General features: G+C 70.2%; 11 protein-coding genes. 4 read left to right on the forward strand and 7 right to left on the reverse strand.

The window, feature by feature from the left end:
* Window positions 1-2: 2 nt before the first annotated feature.
* Entirely contained in the window at window positions 3-4,940 is a 4,938-nt protein-coding gene (locus AFM16_RS15635; RefSeq protein ID WP_078633669.1) for an NAD-glutamate dehydrogenase, read from the reverse strand.
* Between the two features lie 617 nt (window positions 4,941-5,557).
* On the opposite strand from AFM16_RS15635, the gene AFM16_RS15640 reads away from it, so the two are divergent.
* Window positions 5,558-6,124: a DJ-1/PfpI family protein gene (locus AFM16_RS15640; RefSeq protein WP_030780491.1), complete on the forward strand. Its 567-nt coding sequence runs from the start codon at window positions 5,558-5,560 to the stop codon at window positions 6,122-6,124.
* Window positions 6,125-6,228: 104 nt separating this feature from the next.
* Here AFM16_RS15640 and AFM16_RS15645 read toward each other — a convergent pair whose 3' ends face one another.
* Together AFM16_RS15645 and AFM16_RS15650 are read right to left on the reverse strand one after the other, a co-directional pair.
* Window positions 6,229-6,897, reverse strand: a complete 669-nt coding sequence (locus AFM16_RS15645) for an HAD family hydrolase (RefSeq protein ID WP_030780494.1) — start codon at window positions 6,895-6,897, stop codon at window positions 6,229-6,231.
* Between the two features lie 30 nt (window positions 6,898-6,927).
* Window positions 6,928-7,443, reverse strand: a complete 516-nt coding sequence (locus AFM16_RS15650; RefSeq protein WP_030780497.1) for a DUF6912 family protein — start codon at window positions 7,441-7,443, stop codon at window positions 6,928-6,930.
* A 321-nt stretch (window positions 7,444-7,764) separates the two neighbouring features.
* Here AFM16_RS15650 and AFM16_RS15655 point away from each other — a divergent pair, with 321 nt between their 5' ends.
* Complete coding sequence (locus AFM16_RS15655; protein WP_078633670.1) at window positions 7,765-8,247, forward strand: Rv3235 family protein; 483 nt, start codon at window positions 7,765-7,767, stop codon at window positions 8,245-8,247.
* A gap of 83 nt (window positions 8,248-8,330) precedes the next feature.
* Here AFM16_RS15655 and secA read toward each other — a convergent pair whose 3' ends face one another.
* The gene (gene secA, locus AFM16_RS15660) at window positions 8,331-11,174 is read right to left on the reverse strand and encodes a preprotein translocase subunit SecA (protein WP_078633671.1); all 2,844 of its coding nucleotides are present in this window, start codon (window positions 11,172-11,174) and stop codon (window positions 8,331-8,333) included.
* A 347-nt stretch (window positions 11,175-11,521) separates the two neighbouring features.
* On the opposite strand from secA, the gene AFM16_RS15665 reads away from it, so the two are divergent.
* Both AFM16_RS15665 and AFM16_RS15670 read left to right on the forward strand, forming a co-directional pair.
* A complete protein-coding gene (locus AFM16_RS15665) occupies window positions 11,522-12,115 on the forward strand; it encodes a GNAT family N-acetyltransferase (RefSeq protein ID WP_078633672.1) in 594 nt (197 codons plus the stop codon).
* Window positions 12,116-12,179: 64 nt separating this feature from the next.
* Complete coding sequence (locus tag AFM16_RS15670) at window positions 12,180-13,373, forward strand: winged helix-turn-helix domain-containing protein (protein WP_030798624.1); 1,194 nt, start codon at window positions 12,180-12,182, stop codon at window positions 13,371-13,373.
* Window positions 13,374-13,401: 28 nt separating this feature from the next.
* Here the strand turns inward: AFM16_RS15670 and AFM16_RS15675 are convergent, their stop codons facing one another.
* The 3 genes from AFM16_RS15675 to AFM16_RS39360 form a co-directional block, all read right to left on the reverse strand.
* The gene (locus AFM16_RS15675) at window positions 13,402-14,148 is read right to left on the reverse strand and encodes a response regulator (protein WP_030798627.1); all 747 of its coding nucleotides are present in this window, start codon (window positions 14,146-14,148) and stop codon (window positions 13,402-13,404) included.
* Between the two features lie 233 nt (window positions 14,149-14,381).
* Window positions 14,382-15,074 (reverse strand): ribosome hibernation-promoting factor, HPF/YfiA family, encoded by a 693-nt coding sequence (hpf, locus tag AFM16_RS15680; RefSeq protein WP_030798630.1) that lies wholly within the window; start codon window positions 15,072-15,074, stop codon window positions 14,382-14,384.
* Between the two features lie 316 nt (window positions 15,075-15,390).
* The gene (locus AFM16_RS39360; RefSeq protein WP_078633674.1) at window positions 15,391-16,398 is read right to left on the reverse strand and encodes a ComF family protein; all 1,008 of its coding nucleotides are present in this window, start codon (window positions 16,396-16,398) and stop codon (window positions 15,391-15,393) included.
* Between the last annotated feature and the right edge of the window lie 160 nt (window positions 16,399-16,558).

A 16,558-nucleotide genomic window follows, 5' to 3' on the forward strand; every position in this document is an offset into this window, starting at 1 on the left:
CGTCAGGAGTGCGTCCGCAGCAGCGTCCGCATCGTGCGCATGGCCACCGACAGGTTGGCCAGGTCGAACGTCTCCGAGCCCTGGATCTCCTCCAGCGTCGTCCGCGCCCGGCTCAGGATCGCCGCGTTCTTCTCCTCCCACGCCTTGAACCGCTGCTCGGGCGTCGAGGTGCCGTTGCCGACGGACAGGACGTCCGCCGTCAGCGCCGCGTGCGCCGCGTACAGGTCCTCACGGATGGAGGCACGGGCCATGGACTGCCAGCGGTCCGAGCGGGGCAGCTCGATGATGCGGTCCATGAGCTGGGTGATGTGCAGCCGGTCGGCGAGGTCGTAGTACACCTCGGCGACGTCCAGCGGGTCCTTGCCCGTGCGGTCGGCCACCGACACGATGTCCAGCGCCGGGAACGCCGAGGAGAACCCGGCCACCCGGGTGGCCAGCTCGTCCGGCACCCCGGCGCCGGTCAGCTCGTCGTAGATCTTCTGCCACCACTCCAGGTCCGCGCCCCGCAGCAGCTTGGTGAGCTGCGACCAGACCTGTCCGACGCGCTCGGCGAAGAAGTCGACCGTCTCGGCCAGCTCCAGCGGCTGCGGCCGGTTGTTCAGCAGCCAGCGCGTGCCGCGCTCGACGAGCCGCCGCGAGTGCAGCCGGATCCGGGTCTGCACCTCCGCCTCGACCTGGTTGTCCAGGCCCTCCACCGCGTCCCACACGGGCGCCGAGCGGAAGATCGCCCGGGCCGCGGTCTGCGCCCGCACGATCTCCTCGAGGGAGGCGCCGGTCTCCTCGCGCAGCCGGTGCAGATACGTCGTACCGCCCGTGTTGACCGTGTCGTTGACCAGCACGGTCGTGGTGATCTCACGGCGCAGCGGGTGGCTGTCGATCTGCTCGGGGAACTGCTCGCGCAGCGCCGTCGGGAAGTACGTGTCGAGCAGACCGCGCAGGTAGGGGTCGTCGGGGAGCGAGGTCTGCAGCAGCTCGTCCGACACGGTGATCTTGGTGTACGCCATCAGCACGGCCGTCTCCGGGCTGGTGAGGCCGTGCCCGGCGCCGAGCCGCTCGCGGATCTGGCGGTCGGTGGGCAGGAACTCCAGCGCGCGGTCCAGGTGCCCCTCGCGGACCAGGTGGCGCATGAAGCGCTGCTGGGCGTGGAGCATGTCCTTGGACTGGGCGAGGGCGTTGGCGATCGCGGTGTTCTGCGCGTAGTTGTTGCGCAGGACGAGCGCGCCGACCTCGTCGGTCATCTCGGCGAGCAGCTTGTTGCGCTGCTTGACGGTCATGTCGCCCTCGGTGACCAGACCGTTGAGCAGGATCTTGATGTTCACCTCGTGGTCGGAGGTGTCCACGCCCGCGCTGTTGTCGATGGCATCCGTGTTGATCTTGCCGCCGGTGCGGGCGAACTCGATCCGGCCGAGCTGGGTCAGCCCCAGGTTGCCGCCCTCGCCGACGACCTTGACCCGCAGGTCCTGGCCGTCGACGCGGATCGGGTCGTTGGCCTTGTCGCCGACGTCCGCGTTCGACTCGGTGCTCGCCTTGACGTAGGTGCCGATACCGCCGTTCCACAGCAGGTCCACCGGCGCGCTGAGGATCGCCCTCATCAGGTCGGCCGGGGTCATCTTGGTGACACCGGACGCGATGCCGAGGGCCTCGCGGATGTGCCCGTTGACCGGGATCGCCTTGGCCGTGCGCGGGAAGACGCCGCCGCCCGCCGAGATCAGGGCGCTGTCGTAGTCGGCCCAGCTCGACCGGGGCAGCTCGAACAGCCGGCGGCGCTCGGCGTACGAGGTGGCCGCGTCCGGGTTCGGGTCGATGAAGATGTGCCGGTGGTCGAAGGCGGCGACCAGGCGGATGTGCTCGGAGAGCAGCATGCCGTTGCCGAACACGTCACCGGACATGTCACCGATGCCGACGACCGTGAAGTCCTCGACCTGCGTGTTCACGCCCAGCTCGCGGAAGTGCCGCTTGACCGACTCCCAGGCGCCGCGGGCGGTGATGCCCATGGCCTTGTGGTCGTAGCCGGCCGAGCCGCCGGAGGCGAACGCGTCGCCGAGCCAGAAGTGGTAGCTGCCCGCGACCTCGTTGGCGATGTCGGAGAACGTCGCCGTGCCCTTGTCGGCGGCGACCACCAGATAGGTGTCGTCCTCGTCGTGCCGCACCACACCGGCCGGGGGCACGACCTCGCCGGCCACCATGTTGTCGGTGATGTCGAGCAGCGCCGAGATGAACGTCCGGTAGCTGGCGACGCCCTCGGCGAGCCACGCGTCGCGGTCCTCGGCCGGGTCGGGGAGCTGCTTGGCGACGAAGCCGCCCTTGGCGCCGACCGGCACGATCACCGTGTTCTTCACCATCTGCGCCTTGACCAGGCCCAGGATCTCGGTGCGGAAGTCCTCACGCCGGTCGGACCAGCGCAGACCGCCGCGCGCGACCTTCCCGAACCGCAGGTGCACGCCCTCGACACGCGGCGAGTACACCCAGATCTCGAACGCCGGACGCGGCGCCGGCAGATCCGGGATGGCCTGCGGGTCGAACTTCATGGACACGTACTCGTGCGGCCTGCCGTCCGCGCCCTGCTGGAAGAAGTTGGTCCGCAGGGTCGCCTTGATGACGGTCAGGAAGGAACGCAGGATGCGGTCCTCGTCGAGCGAGGCGACCTGGTCGAGCGCCGCCTCCAGCTCCTCCAGGAGCGCGTCGACGATCTCCAGCCCGGCGCCCTGCCGCTCCGGCGCCATCCGCGCCTCGAACAGCGACACCAGCAGCCGGGTGGTGTGCACGTTGGTGCGGAGGGTGTCCTCCATGTAGTCCTGGCTGAACGTGGACCCGGCCTGCCGCAGGTACTTCGCGTACGCGCGCAGCACCATCGCCTGCCGCCAGGTCAGCCCGGCGCCCAGCACCAGCGCGTTGAACCCGTCGTTCTCCGCGAGACCGGTCCAGGTCGCGGAGAACGCCTCCTGGAACCGCTCACGGCCGTCGTCGCCGAGCAGATCGGTGGTGCCGCCGCCCAGCGCCTTGGGGATGCGCAGCCCGAAGTCGTAGATCCAGGCGACCGAGCGGTCGGCGCAGCGCAGTTCGTAGGGCCGCTCGTCGATCACCTCGACGCCGAGCCGGTTGAGCACCGGCAGCACCGCCGACAGGGAGATCGCGTCGCCCTTGCGGTAGATCTTGAAACGGCGCTCGTCGGGCGCGGCGCCCACCGGCTCGTACAGGCTGAGCGAGAAGCTCTGCTCCTCGGAGAGCCGTTCGAGATGGACGAGGTCGGAGACCGCGGCGCGCGGGGTGTGGTCGGCCTTGTAGCCCTCGGTGAAGGCGCTGTGGTAGCGGCGCAGCAGCTCCGCGGCCCGCTCCTCGCCCAGCTCGGCGTCGAGCGCCTCGGAGAAGGCGTCGGACCAGGACCGGGCGGCCTCCACCAGCCGCGCCTCGATCCGGTCCTTGTCGGCCTCGGACAGCTCGGGCAGCTCGGTGCCCTGCGGGACCCGGACGACGAAGTGCAGCCGGGACAGGATCGACTCGGTGTTCCAGGCGGTGAAGTCGACGCTGGTACCGCCCAGCTCCTCCTTGAGGATGTCGATGATCCGCAGCCGGACGCCGGTGGTGTACCGGTCGCGGGGCAGGTAGACGAGCGCGGAGTAGTAGCGCCCGTACTCGTCCTGCCGCAGGTAGAGCCGCAGCCGGCGGCGTTCCTGGAGGTAGAGGACGCTGGTGACGATGGACCGCAGCTCGTCGACCGGGGTCTGGAACAGCTCGTCGCGCGGGTACGTCTCCATGATCTGGAGCAGATCGCGGCCGTCGTGGCTGTTGGGCGAGAACCCGGCGCCCTTGAGCACCGCGTCGACCTTGCGCCGTACGACGGGCACCCGCAGCACGGACTCGGTGTACGCGGCGGAGGAGAACAGACCGAGGAAGCGGCGCTCGCCGATCACGTTGCCGTCGGCGTCGAACTTCTTCACGCCCACGTAGTCGAGGTAGGACGGCCGGTGCACGGTGGCCCGGCTGTTCGCCTTGGTCAGCACCAGCAGCTTGTGCTCACGGGCCTTGGCCCGGGCGTCGGCCGGCAGCCGCTCGAAGGACGGGCTGACCGGGTGGGCGTCCGCACCGGTGTGGTGCGGGTCGGCGCGCAGTATGCCGAGACCGGTCCCGGGGACCGCGGCGAGGGAGTCGTCCTCGCGGAGCTGGTACTCCCGGTAGCCGAGGAAGGTGAAGTGGTCGGCGGCGAGCCAGCGAAGCAGCTCGCGGGCCTCCTCGACCTCGGGGGAGGGGAGGTCGCCGGGGACCGGCTCCTCGGGGAGGTCGTCGGCGATCCGCAGCGCCGCCTCCCGCATCTTCTCCCAGTCCTCGACGGCCTCCCGGACGTCGGACAGGACCCGCAGCAGATCGGCGGTGATCTGCTTGAGGTCGGCGCGGTCGGTCTCGCGGTCCGTCTCCACATGGATCCAGGACTCGATGTGCGCGTCGTGCGGAAGGTCCGTGGCGGACGGCGGGGTGCGCAGCACCTCGATGAGCCTGCCGGTGACATCGCGGCGGACGACGACCTGCGGGTGGACGACGAGGTGGATGCCCCGCCCCTGCCGGCTCAGCTCGTTGGTGACGGAGTCCACGAGGAAGGGCATGTCGTCGGTGACGACCTCCACCACGGAATGGCTGCACATCCAGCCGTTCCCCTCGACCGTCGGGGTGTGGACCCGGACGTTGGCGGTGCCCTGCGGCCGGTTCTCGGCGAGCCGGTAGTGCGAGAGCGCGGCACCGAAGACATCGACCGGGTCACGGTCGGTGAGGTCTTCCGGTGCGGTGTGCAGGTAGTAGCGCTGGAGGAACGCGAGGAGGGTGTCCCGGTCCGGAAGCCCCTCACCCGTCGTCCCAGTCGGTAGGTTCCCCCCGACCGGGCTGTTCTCAGCGACCCGCGCCGCCCTCTCGAGCAGCTCGGCCTTGGCTTCGTCCAGCTTGGTCTGCATTGTCCTCTGACTCCTGTCGCGCGCCGTTGCGTGACGTAGAAGGAAGTACGGGCTCTCCCTTTGCGGCTCGACGCCACGGCCCGGGGTCTCCGGTCCGTTCCGACGCTATGCCGCAAGAAGAGATGAGCGGGGCGGTATCGGCCATTCTCGACACGGCCCCGGGGTGTGACGCTGCTCTCCGCGTCACGTGTCCCTGGGGTGTGTACGGCGTCCTGGGGGACCTCGCGCCCCCGTCCCGCCCGCAAGAACCAGCGTCCGCCGCCCGGCCACGGGGATACTCCGTGCTCGCCGGGCGCAGGGCAGGGGCGACTGCGCCCCCGCGAGATATCGCGCTGATCACGCCACCAGGCTATCGCTCCTCACCGGGGCCCCGTCATGAGCCGTATGTGTACAAAAGCGGGGGGAGAAGTTTGACGTTCTGCACAGGGGCGGACGCGGGTGACACGTGCCGGGCCACCCGCGGAACCGGGACGAGTCGACGGCGGTCCCGGCTCACGGCACCCTGAAAGCGAGCGTTCCTCTCTTGGCGCGCCCTCTTGGCAGGACCGCCCCCGAGAGGCACGTTGCCCATGACGGCGTGGGCCGTGACAGTGCCCGCCCGAGAGGAGCCGCCCACCATGACCGCGAAGATCCTCATCGTCACCGGCGACGCAGCCGAGTCCCTGGAGGTCCTCTACCCCTATCAGCGGCTGCGCGAGGAGGGCTACGAGGTCCACATCGCCGCCCCGGAACGCAAACAGTTGCGGTTCGTCGTCCACGACTTCGAACCCGGCTTCGACACCTACACCGAGAAGCCCGGCTACACCTGGCCCGCCGACCTCGCCTTCTCCGAGGTCGAGCCCGGTCAGTACGCCGCCGTCGTGATCCCCGGCGGCCGGGCGCCGGAGTATCTGCGCAACGATCCCGAGCTGCGCAAGATCCTCAAGTCGTTCTTCGACTCCGACAAGCCGGTCGCCCAGATCTGCCACGGCCCCCTGCTGACGGCCGCGGTCGACGCCCTGCGGGGGCGCCGGGTGACCGCCTATCCGGCGCTGGAGATCGACATGCAGTCGGCCGGCGCGACCTTCCAGGACAGCGAGGCTGTGGTCGACGGCACGCTGGTGTCCGCCCGCGCCTGGCCGGACCACTCGGCCTGGATGCGGGAGTTCCTGACGGTGCTGCGGGCGAAGGCGCCGGTGAGCTGAGCGGGACGGGGCTGGGCGGGGCTGGGCTGGGCTGGGCTGGGCTGGGCTGGGCTGGGCTGGGCTGGGCTGGGCTGGAGCGGTACGTCGCTGGGGCGGTACGTCGCTCAGGCGGCCAGTCTCCCCGCCACCTCCACCGCCTCCGCCAGGCTGTCCACCACCGGCACCCCGATCCCTTCGAGGCTGGCCCGGCTGTGCGACCCCCCGGTGTACAGCACGGCCTGCGCGCCCGCGTGGAGCGCGGCCACCGCGTCGTCGGCCGCGTCCCCGATCACCACCGCCCGCTCCGGCTCCACCACGCCGATCGCCGCGAGGTGGCGCACCATGTGCTCGGCCTTGCTGCCGCCGGACGGCCCGGTGCGCCCGTCGACCCGTACGAAGTGCGGCTCGATGCCGAAGCCGCGCACCAGCGGGACCAGCTCGTCGTGCACGTACATGCTCAGCAGGGACTGGCTGTGCCCGGCCGACCGCCACCCCGACAGCAGCTCCTCCGCGCCCTCGGTGAGCGCGCATCTCACCCGGTGCTCGGCGTAGTACCGGTGGAAGATGTCGTCCATCAGCTCCCACTCGGCGTCGGTGGGCAGCCGGCCCATCAGCCGTTCGTAGAACTTCGGCACGGGTACGCAGTACAGCGCCCGGTACCGCTCCAGGGTGAGCGGCTCCAGGCCCAGCTCGGCGAACGCCGCGTTGGTCGCGCCGATGATCGCGTCGTTGTCGTGGAAGAGCGTGCCGTTCCAGTCCCAGACGATGTGTGCCGGTTCTCGCTGCGTCGCCATGTCACAAAACGTACCTGGCCCCACTGACAATCAGGAGCCCACCAGGTGGGGGATCTCCTGCGGGGCGAACCACAGCAGCTCGTGGTCCTCGGCGCCGTCCACGACGGACCGGGCACCGCCGTCCCCGCCGTCCGCCGCCGCGAGGGCCTCCGCCGCGGCCTCTACGGCGGCTTCCGCGCCGTCCGCGTCGACATGGACGGCCGCCGCCTTGGCCAGTGCGACCCGGCCGGTCACCCGCACCTCGCCGGGGTCGGCGGCGTCGTTCCCGGGGCCGGGGTCGGGGTCGGCCTCGACGATCCGGTCGGCGACGTCGACGGCGACCACGACCCGGCGCCGGGGCGCCGCCCGGTCCGCGTCGAGCAGCCGCAGCGAGGCGAGCGCCGCCTGACCGAGGGCGGCGTACTCCAGCTCCTCGACGTCCTCGGAGTCGTACCACTCGCGCAGCGCGGGCGTGACGGCGTACGCGACGAGCGGCCCGGACCCCAGCTCCCCCGTCTTGTGGGCCTCGGTGAGGCCGGAGAGGGTCAGGGGGACGTAGACGCGCATGGCTGGCCGCTCTTCTCTGGTCGGGAGCTTCGCTTCTGGTGGGAGCTTCGCTCGAAGGGCTTCAGGATACGTGCGGGCGTCCCCTTTCGGGCGCCCGCCCACCCCACTCCCGGCGTCCACTCCGCGCCCCGAAATTCACCCCACCCGGCGCCCTGGCCTGCCCTTTCACCCTTTCTCATCACCCTGATAAGTGAATCGACCCCTGACAGTGGGGCAACTCCGAGCTTCCTTGCAATCACGTTCCGTGACCGCGTACAAGATCGGCAGCGAAAGTTACCGCCTGGTAGAGACAGCGACCGGGCTCACCGAACGGGGACAACCATGAACAAGGTCATGACGAGGACCCAGCGCACTCCCGGCTCCCGTCCTCCCGGCCGCCGGGACACCCGCCGCCCGCCGGCCGCACCCCGCACCGCCTCCACGCGCCCGGCGGACAACCGGCCGACGGCCGTGCCGCCCCGGCCGCGCCCCACCGACCTGTTCGCCGACCGTCTCGTGGCCGTCCTGAGCGGACAGCGCCCGGTCCATTCCATGCTCCGCCACACGGTCGGCTCGGCCTACGACGATCTCGCCCACCTCGCCGAGAGCGGCCCCCTGCGCCCCGCGCACGGCGTCCGGCCGGTCGTCCGGGACATCGGCTACTACGTCGCACGCCCGGGCGCCGTGGAGGCCTTCGCGCGGATCGGCGCGGGCAACCGGCTGCGCGCCATGGCCTTCCGCCTGGAACTCGGCCCCGACCACCGCTGGCGCTGCACGGCGATCGAACTGGACGGCCCCCGCGCGTCCCGCCCCCGTACCGGCTGACCCGACCGGCCCGGCGGACGGCGGAGGGCCGGGCCACCCCAAGGTGACCCGGCCCTCACGCCTCGCGCGGCTGCCTCCCGCGGCTACTTCTTACGGCGCCGTCCGGCCTTCGCCTGCTTGCGGCGCTCCGCGCGCGTGAGGCCGTCCGCCTCGGACCGCACCGGCTCGCCGTCGTCGTCGAAGTCGCCCTCGATGGTGCCGCCCTCGCCGTCGACCGTCGGCGCGGAGAAGTGCAGGTTGCGCCGCTGCGGGGCGTCCAGGCCCTTCGCGCGGATCTCCGGACGCGAGCCCGCCTGCGCCGGCACCACGTCCTGCTTGTCCATGTCGACCGGCGCGGCGTCCTCGACCGGGACCTCCTCGACCTGCTGCTCGACCTGGACCTCCAGGTTGAACAGGTAGCCGACGGACTCCTCCTTGATGCCGTCCATCATCGCGGTGAACATGTCGAAGCCCTCGCGCTGGTACTCCACCAGCGGGTCCTTCTGCGCCATCGCGCGCAGACCGATGCCCTCCTGGAGGTAGTCCATCTCGTAGAGGTGCTCGCGCCACTTGCGGTCCAGGACCGACAGCACGACCCGCCGCTCCAGCTCGCGCATGATCTCCGAGCCGAGCTGGCTCTCCCGCGCCTCGTACTGCTCGTGGATGTCGTCCTTGATGGACTCCGAGATGAACTCGGCGGTCAGACCGGCCCGGTCGCCCGCCGCGTCCTCCAGCTCCTCCACGGTGATCTTCACCGGGTAGAGCTGCTTGAACGCGCCCCACAGCCGGTCCAGGTCCCAGTCCTCCGGGAAGCCCTCGGCAGTCTCCGCGGAAATGTACGCGTCGATCGTGTCGTCCATGAAGTGCTGGATCTGCTCCTGCAGGTCCTCGCCCTCCAGGACACGGCGCCGCTCGCCGTAGATGACCTCACGCTGGCGGTTGAGGACCTCGTCGTACTTCAGGACGTTCTTACGCGTCTCGAAGTTCTGCTGCTCGACCTGCGACTGCGCGGACGCGATCGCGCGCGTGACCATCTTGTTCTCGATCGGCACGTCGTCCGGGACGTTCGCCATGGACATCACGCGCTCGACCATCTGCGCCTTGAACAGACGCATCAGGTCGTCACCCAGCGACAGATAGAACCGGGACTCGCCCGGGTCGCCCTGACGGCCGGAACGACCACGGAGCTGGTTGTCGATACGACGCGACTCGTGCCGCTCGGTGCCCAGCACGTACAGACCGCCGAGCGCCTCGACCTCTTCCTTCTCCGCCTTGACGGCCTGCTCGGCCCGCTCCAGGGCGGCCGGAAGCGCGTGCGCCCACTCCTCGATGTGCTCCTCCGGGTCGAGGCCGCGCTGCCGCAGCTCCGCCTCCGCGAGGTCCTCGGGGTTGCCGCCGAGCTTGATGTCCGTACCACGGCCGGCCATGTTCGTGGCCACCGTCACCGCGCCGCGGCGGCCGGCCTGCGCGACGATCGACGCCTCACGCTCGTGGTGCTTGGCGTTCAGCACCTCGTGCTGGACACCGCGCTTGGAGAGCTGCTGGGAGAGGTACTCCGACTTCTCCACGGAGGTCGTGCCGACCAGGATCGGCTGGCCCTTCTCGTGCTTCTCGGCGATGTCGTCGACGACCGCCTCGAACTTCGCGACCTCGGTGCGGTAGATCAGGTCCGACTGGTCCTTGCGGACCATCGGCCGGTTCGTCGGGATCGGCACCACACCGAGCTTGTAGATCTGGTGGAACTCGGCGGCCTCGGTCATCGCCGTACCGGTCATGCCGGACAGACCGGGCTCTTCCTTGCCGCTGTGGCTGCGGCGCTTGTAGAGGCGGAAGAAGTTCTGCAGGGTGATCGTCGCGAGCGTCTGGTTCTCGTCCTTGATGTCCACCCCTTCCTTCGCCTCGATCGCCTGGTGCATGCCCTCGTTGTAACGGCGGCCGGCGAGGATACGGCCGGTGTGCTCGTCGACGATCATGACTTCGCCGTCCATGACGACGTAGTCCTTGTCCTTCTTGAAGAGCTCCTTCGCCTTGATGGCGTTGTTCAGGTAGCCCACCAGAGGCGTGTTCACCGACTCGTAGAGGTTGTCGATGCCCAGCCAGTCCTCGACCTTGCTGACACCGGCCTCGTGGATGGCGACCGTGCGCTTCTTCTCGTCGACCTCGTAGTCGCCGGTCTCCTCGATGCCCTTCAGCGGGTTGCCGGGCTCGCCCTTCTTCAGGCGCGTCACCAGCTTCGCGAAGTCGCCGTACCACTTGGTCGCCTGGTCCGCCGGACCCGAGATGATCAACGGCGTACGCGCCTCGTCGACCAGGATCGAGTCGACCTCGTCGACGATGGCGAAGTTGTGGCCGCGCTGCACCAGCTCGTCCTTCGACCACGCCATGTTGTCGCGCAGGTAGTCGAAACCGAACTCGTTGTTCGTGCCGTACGTGATGTCGCACGCGTACTGCTCGCGGCGCTGGGCCGGCGTCATGTTGGCCAGGATGCAGCCGACGCTCAGACCCAGGAACTTGTGGACGCGGCCCATCATCTCGGAGTCGCGCTCGGCCAGGTAGTCGTTCACCGTGATCAGGTGGACGCCCTTGCCGGACAGCGCGTTCAGATAAGCGGGCAGCGTGCCGACGAGGGTCTTGCCCTCACCGGTCTTCATCTCGGCCACATAACCGAGGTGCAGGGCCGCGCCACCCATGATCTGCACGTCGTAGTGGCGCTGGCCGAGCGCGCGCTTGGCGCCTTCACGCACCGTCGCGAACGCCTCGGGCAGCAGGTCGTCCAGACTCTCACCATCGGCGTACCGCTGCTTGTACTCATCGGTGAGGGCCCGCAGCTCGGCGTCGGAGAGGTCGACGAAGTCCTCTTCGATGGAGTTGACCTGGTCCGCGATGCGGTGCAGCTTGCGCAGGATCTTGCCTTCGCCTGCACGCATGATCTTCGAGAGGACGGACACGGGGGTTGGTCTCCTTGCCGATCGGGCCTGGGACGGTCGGTTTCCATGTGACTTGCTGAGCAACGGCCATCGTATGCGAGGACCCCGCCACGCCGGGAGTCTGCTGTACGAGGACCGCGCCCTGCCGCGCACGGACACCAAAATCTTCTTCAAACAGAACAACGGCCGGGCCCCGCCGATAGTGCCGCGACCACCCCACGAATTGCGCGAATCGTGATCGCCCGCTCACCCACCGCACGAACCCGATGGCGTCACCGCCCGAGCCTGACGGCGCCACCGCACGAACCCGACGGCGCCACCGCCCGAAACCGATGGCGCCACCGCCCGCACCGCACCAGAATCGCCCGATGGAACCCGTCACCCTCACCACCGACCGCCTCGTCCTGCGCCCCGTCGGCCCCCGGGACACCGACGCCGTGCACACCGCCGCCCAGGACCCCGACATCCAGCGCTGGACCACCATCCCCTCCCCCTACCTGCACGAACACGCCAGCGGCTTCACCGAACAGCTCGCCCCCGACGGCTGGGCCACCGGCTCGATGTTCACCTTCGGCGTCTTCCTCCCCGACGGCACCCTCACCGGCATGCTCGGCCTCACCACCCGCGCCCTCGGCACCGTGGAGATCGGCTTCTGGACCGCCAAGGAACACCGCGGCCACGGCTACACCACCGAGGCCACCCTCACCGCCGCCCGCTGGGCCTTCACCCACCTCGCCGTCGACCGCGTCGAATGGCGCGCCGAAGTGGGCAACACCGCCTCCCGCGCGGTCGCCGAACACGCCGGCTTCCAGCTCGAGGGCACCCTGCGCTCCGCCATCAACAACAAGGGCACCCGCCGCGACTGCTGGCTCGCCTCCCTGCTCCCCTCCGACCTCGGCCTGCCCTCCGCCGCCCCCTACCTCCCCGCCCCCACACCCCCGCCCTCCGACGCGGGCCGATGACCCCCGCCCGCACGAACCCCCAGCTCACTCCGCACTGTCAGTGCCGCCGCCTAGGGTGCGCACCATGACCACCCCGCGCCCCGCCACCGACCTCACGGCAGACGAAGCCCGCCGCATCGCCCTGCGGGCCCAGGGCTTCCTCGGCACCCCCGACCGCAGAGCCGGCGTCCGCGGCATCCTCCGGCACCTCGGCGCCGTCCAGCTCGACACCATCTCCGTCCTCGCCCGCTCCCACGAACTCATCCCGTACGCGCGCCTGGGCGCCGTGGGCCGCACCACCGTCGAGAACGCCTACTGGGGCACGGAACCGGGCACCCCCGCGCGCCCCCACGCCTTCGAGTACTGGTCCCACGCCGCGTGCGTCCTCCCCATCGAGGAGTGGCCCCACTTCGCCTTCCGCCGCCGCGCCTACCGCAACCGCCCCCACTGGAGCCACCCCCTCCCCGAGGGTGCCTACGAGCAGGTGATCAAGCAGCTCCGCGCCGAGGGCCCCCTGACCGCCACCGAACTGGGCGGCGCCAAGAAGACCAGCGAATGGTGGGACTGGTCCGGCACCAAGGTCGCCGTCGAACGCGCCCTGATGTACGGCGAAGTGGTCTGCGTCGAACGCCGCGGCTGGAAACGCGTCTACGACCTCGCCGAACGCGCCGTACCCGCCGACCTCCTGCACGACGACCTCGACGACACCGAATGCCTGCGCCGCCTGGTCGCCCTGGCCGGACAGTCCCTGGGCGTCGGCACGCGCGCGGACATCGCCGACTACCACCGCCTCAAGGGCGAACAGGTCGACGCGGTGATCGCTGACTCCGGCCTGGTGCCCGTCACCGTCGAGGGCTGGTCCAAGCCCGCCTGGGCCGACCCCGCCGCCCTGGCGGCACCGCCGCGCGGCCGCCACCGCACCACCCTGCTGTCGCCCTTCGACTCCCTCGTCTGGGAGCGGGCCCGCACGGAGCGCATCTTCGGCTTCACCCACCGCCTGGAGGCGTACGTCCCCAAGCCCAAGCGGATCCACGGCTACTTCGCGATGCCCGTCCTGGCCGGCGGCCATCTCGTCGGCCGCGTCGACCCCGCCCGCGAGGGCCGCACGCTCGTCGCCCGGCAGATCACCCTGGACGGCCCCAAGGCCGTCCCCGCCGTCGCCCAGGCCCTCCTGGAAGCCGCGACCTGGGTGAACTGCACCGACGTACGCGTGGAACGCGTCGACGCCCCCGAACTGCGCGAGCCCCTCACCAGAGAACTGACCCGCGCGCTCGCCTGACCCGGCACCGACCCGTCGCAGACCCGGCTCAGCGGATCTCGAGGATCTTCTCCCGCATCGCGTACACCACCGCCTCCATCCTGGAGTGCAGTTGCAGCTTCTCCAGGATGTTGCGCACATGGTTCTTCACGGTGTTCTCGGAGATGAACAGCTCCTTGGCGATGTCCCGGTTGTTCATCCCGGTCGCCACGAGCTTCAGCACCTCCAGCTCACGGTCCGTCAGCCGCGGCGCCGGCACCAGCCGCCGCTCGTCGGTGCGCTGGATCATCGACTTGAACTCGGTGAGCAGCTTCGACGCCATCGAAGGACTGATCTGCGACTGCCCGTCGGCCACCGCGCGAATCGCGGTCGCCACCTCGTCCGTGGAGATCTCCTTGAGGAGATATCCGGTCGCCCCCGCCTTGATCGCCTCGTAGAGGTCGGCCTCCTCGTCGCTGATCGTCAACATGATGATCTTCGCGCTGGGGGCCACCTCCTTGATCGACGTGCACGCCTCGATCCCACCGCGCTTCGGCATCCGTACGTCCATCAGCACGATGTCCGGCAACAGATCGGCCGCCTTGTCCACGGCCTCCGCACCGTCCCCCGCCTCGCCGACGACCTGGATGTCCTCCTCGGCCGCGAGCACGATCTCCAGTCCGCGACGGAACAGAGCATGGTCGTCCACGACAAGGACTCTGATCGGCTCCCCGCGCGAGGCACCCCCGTCCGGGCCCATGCCGACGACGCCGCCGTCGGCATCCTCGTCACGCATCGGTCCGAAGCTGTCCGCCATCGTTCCTCCCCCTGAAGGCTACGGCCGTGGTCGTGAGCCATCGCCAACCCAAGGCAACGGCCCACCGGTTGGGCCGTTGCCGCCATGATTCCATGCCTGGACGACAACGAGGTGACACAGAAGGGCGCGAAGGGGTCGCACACGGGTGCCCCTGGGGGCGCACACGCGCTCCAGGGGCACACCGCTCAGCCGTCACCGCACGGCCGTCACCGCATGGCTTTCACCTCATGGGATCAGCCGCCCAGCGCGCCACCCGCCTCGGGAGACTGCGCCTGGGCCACCATCGGGTCCGTGCTGAGGTGGATCACGCCGTAGTCGTAGGCGTGGCGCCGGTAGACGACGCTGGGTTCCTTCGTCTCGGAGTCGACGAACAGATAGAAGTCGTGGCCGACCAGCTCCATCTCGTAGAGGGCCTGGTCGAGCGTCATCGGTGCGGCGACGTGGGTCTTCTCGCGCACCACGAGGGGGCCGTCGCCCTGCACCTCCAGCGAACCGATCTTCTTCGTCGGCACACCGTCCGACACCCCGGCCGGCACGGGCTGGCCATTGCCGTTGAGCGTCGCCACACCCGGGACGACGTCCGGCACCTCCGCCGCGCTGATCCGGCGCGAACCGCGCCGCGTGTACCGCTTGTCATGCTGCTTGCGCAGTTGCGCATCGAGCTTCTCGGCCGCCAGGTCGAGTGCCGCGTACGGGTCGCTGGCCGCCGCCTCGGCCCGGATCACAGGGCCACGGGAGCGGAGCGTGATCTCCACTCGGTCGCACCGGTCGGCCTGTCGGGGGTTGGGCTCCTTGGACACCTCGACGTCGAGGCTGATCACCTTGCCGTCGAGCTTCTGGATCTTCTCCAGGTTCAGCTTCTCGGCCACGTGCTTGCGGAACCGCTCGGGCACCTCGGTCTTGCGGCCCTTGACGACGATGTCCACGCAGAACTCCGTTCCCGGATCACTCCGCTTCTCCGCGGAGCGTCTCCCTTTTGCACCAGGCTCCGGTGAGCACCGGAACCTCGGACTTGGTGACTTCCACCTCCTCCTCCCCCATGGACGAGATCTACACCCCAGGTGCTGCGCGCGCCATAACCGGAAACCGCAGCACGGCATTCGGATATGAGAGGTGTGGCCTGCGGCTTTCCCTCACAACCGAACATATCTCGCCCGGACGGATGTCGTCACCCTCTACCGCGGCGTACCTCCGTTCAGGTGAATTGGCCCTCTCATTACCTGCAACGACGCAAGTTCTCCCTCAGTTCCGGTTTATTTCGAAGGAATCCGGCGGCGCCGCCACGACAGCCGCGCAGAGCACCTCACCGGCCCCGCACCCGCCCACACCTCCTCGTCCCGCTCCGGCACCGGACGGCCGTACCTCTCTGCCTTCCCGAGTGACACCCGCGTACACCGCCCTTCCTCCCTCACCACACTCCACCCTTCCCATACGGCCCGCGCGACTCACCCGCTCGGGTGCGCCGCGACCCATCGTGCGCCCCGCGCGCGGCACCCGCTCGGGCGCCGTCCGGGCTTCTTCACCACGGGGGGTGCGCGGGGTCGGTACCGGCGTCTCCGGCGCCGTGGACCCCACCGCCCGGACTGCCCGGACCGCCCGCGCCGCCTCCGCCAGGGACGCGCCCGTCGTGACCAGATCGTCGACGAGCACCACGGGACCGCCGCCCAGCACCCGCGCCCCGCCGGGCACCACCGTCAGCGCACCCACCAGGTTCTCCAGCCGCTCCCGCGCGCTCAGCCCTGCCTGGTCGGCCACCGCCCGCCGCTGCCGCAGCACCGCGGCCACCCGCACCGACATCCCGGCCCGCCGCAGCTCCCCGGCGGCGACGAGGGCGATCCGGCGGGCGGGGTCGTGGCCTCGGGCGCGGGTGGTGGCGGGGGTGGAGGGGACGGGGACGAGCAGAATGTCACCGGGGGGAGGGGGCCCCTCCCCCTCCCCCACCCCCTCCTCCCCCAACCCCACCCGCACCGCCCCCGCCAACGCCACCCCCAACGGTCGCGCCAGCGCCAGCACCCCGCGCTCCTTGTGCGCGAGCAGTGCCGCCCGTACCTCGTCCGCGTACCGAGCCGCCGCGTGCACGGCGGGCAGCCCGGGCGGTTCGGGGACCGGCCGTACCCGGAAGGGCGCCGTCCCGCCGAGTACGGCGCGGCATTCGGGGCAGAGCACCTCACGGTCCCGCCCGCAGCCGCCGCACTCGGCGGGCAGGACCAGCCCGGCGAGCTCCTGCCACCAGTTGCGAACGCCTTCCATGTCGTTCACTGTGCCAATGCGGGAAGGGTCGGGCCACCCCTGTGGATAAGTGGCGGAAGGGCCTGTGGAAAAAGAAACGGATCAGCGTCGGCCGGTCCCACCGGCATCACCCGGCACTTCTTTCACTCACGGGCGCATAAAAAACGGGACCCCCGGGTAT

Origin of the sequence: Streptomyces antibioticus (genome assembly GCF_002019855.1) — a bacterium.
In the GTDB taxonomy this organism is placed as follows: Bacteria; Actinomycetota; Actinomycetes; order Streptomycetales; family Streptomycetaceae; genus Streptomyces; species Streptomyces antibioticus_B.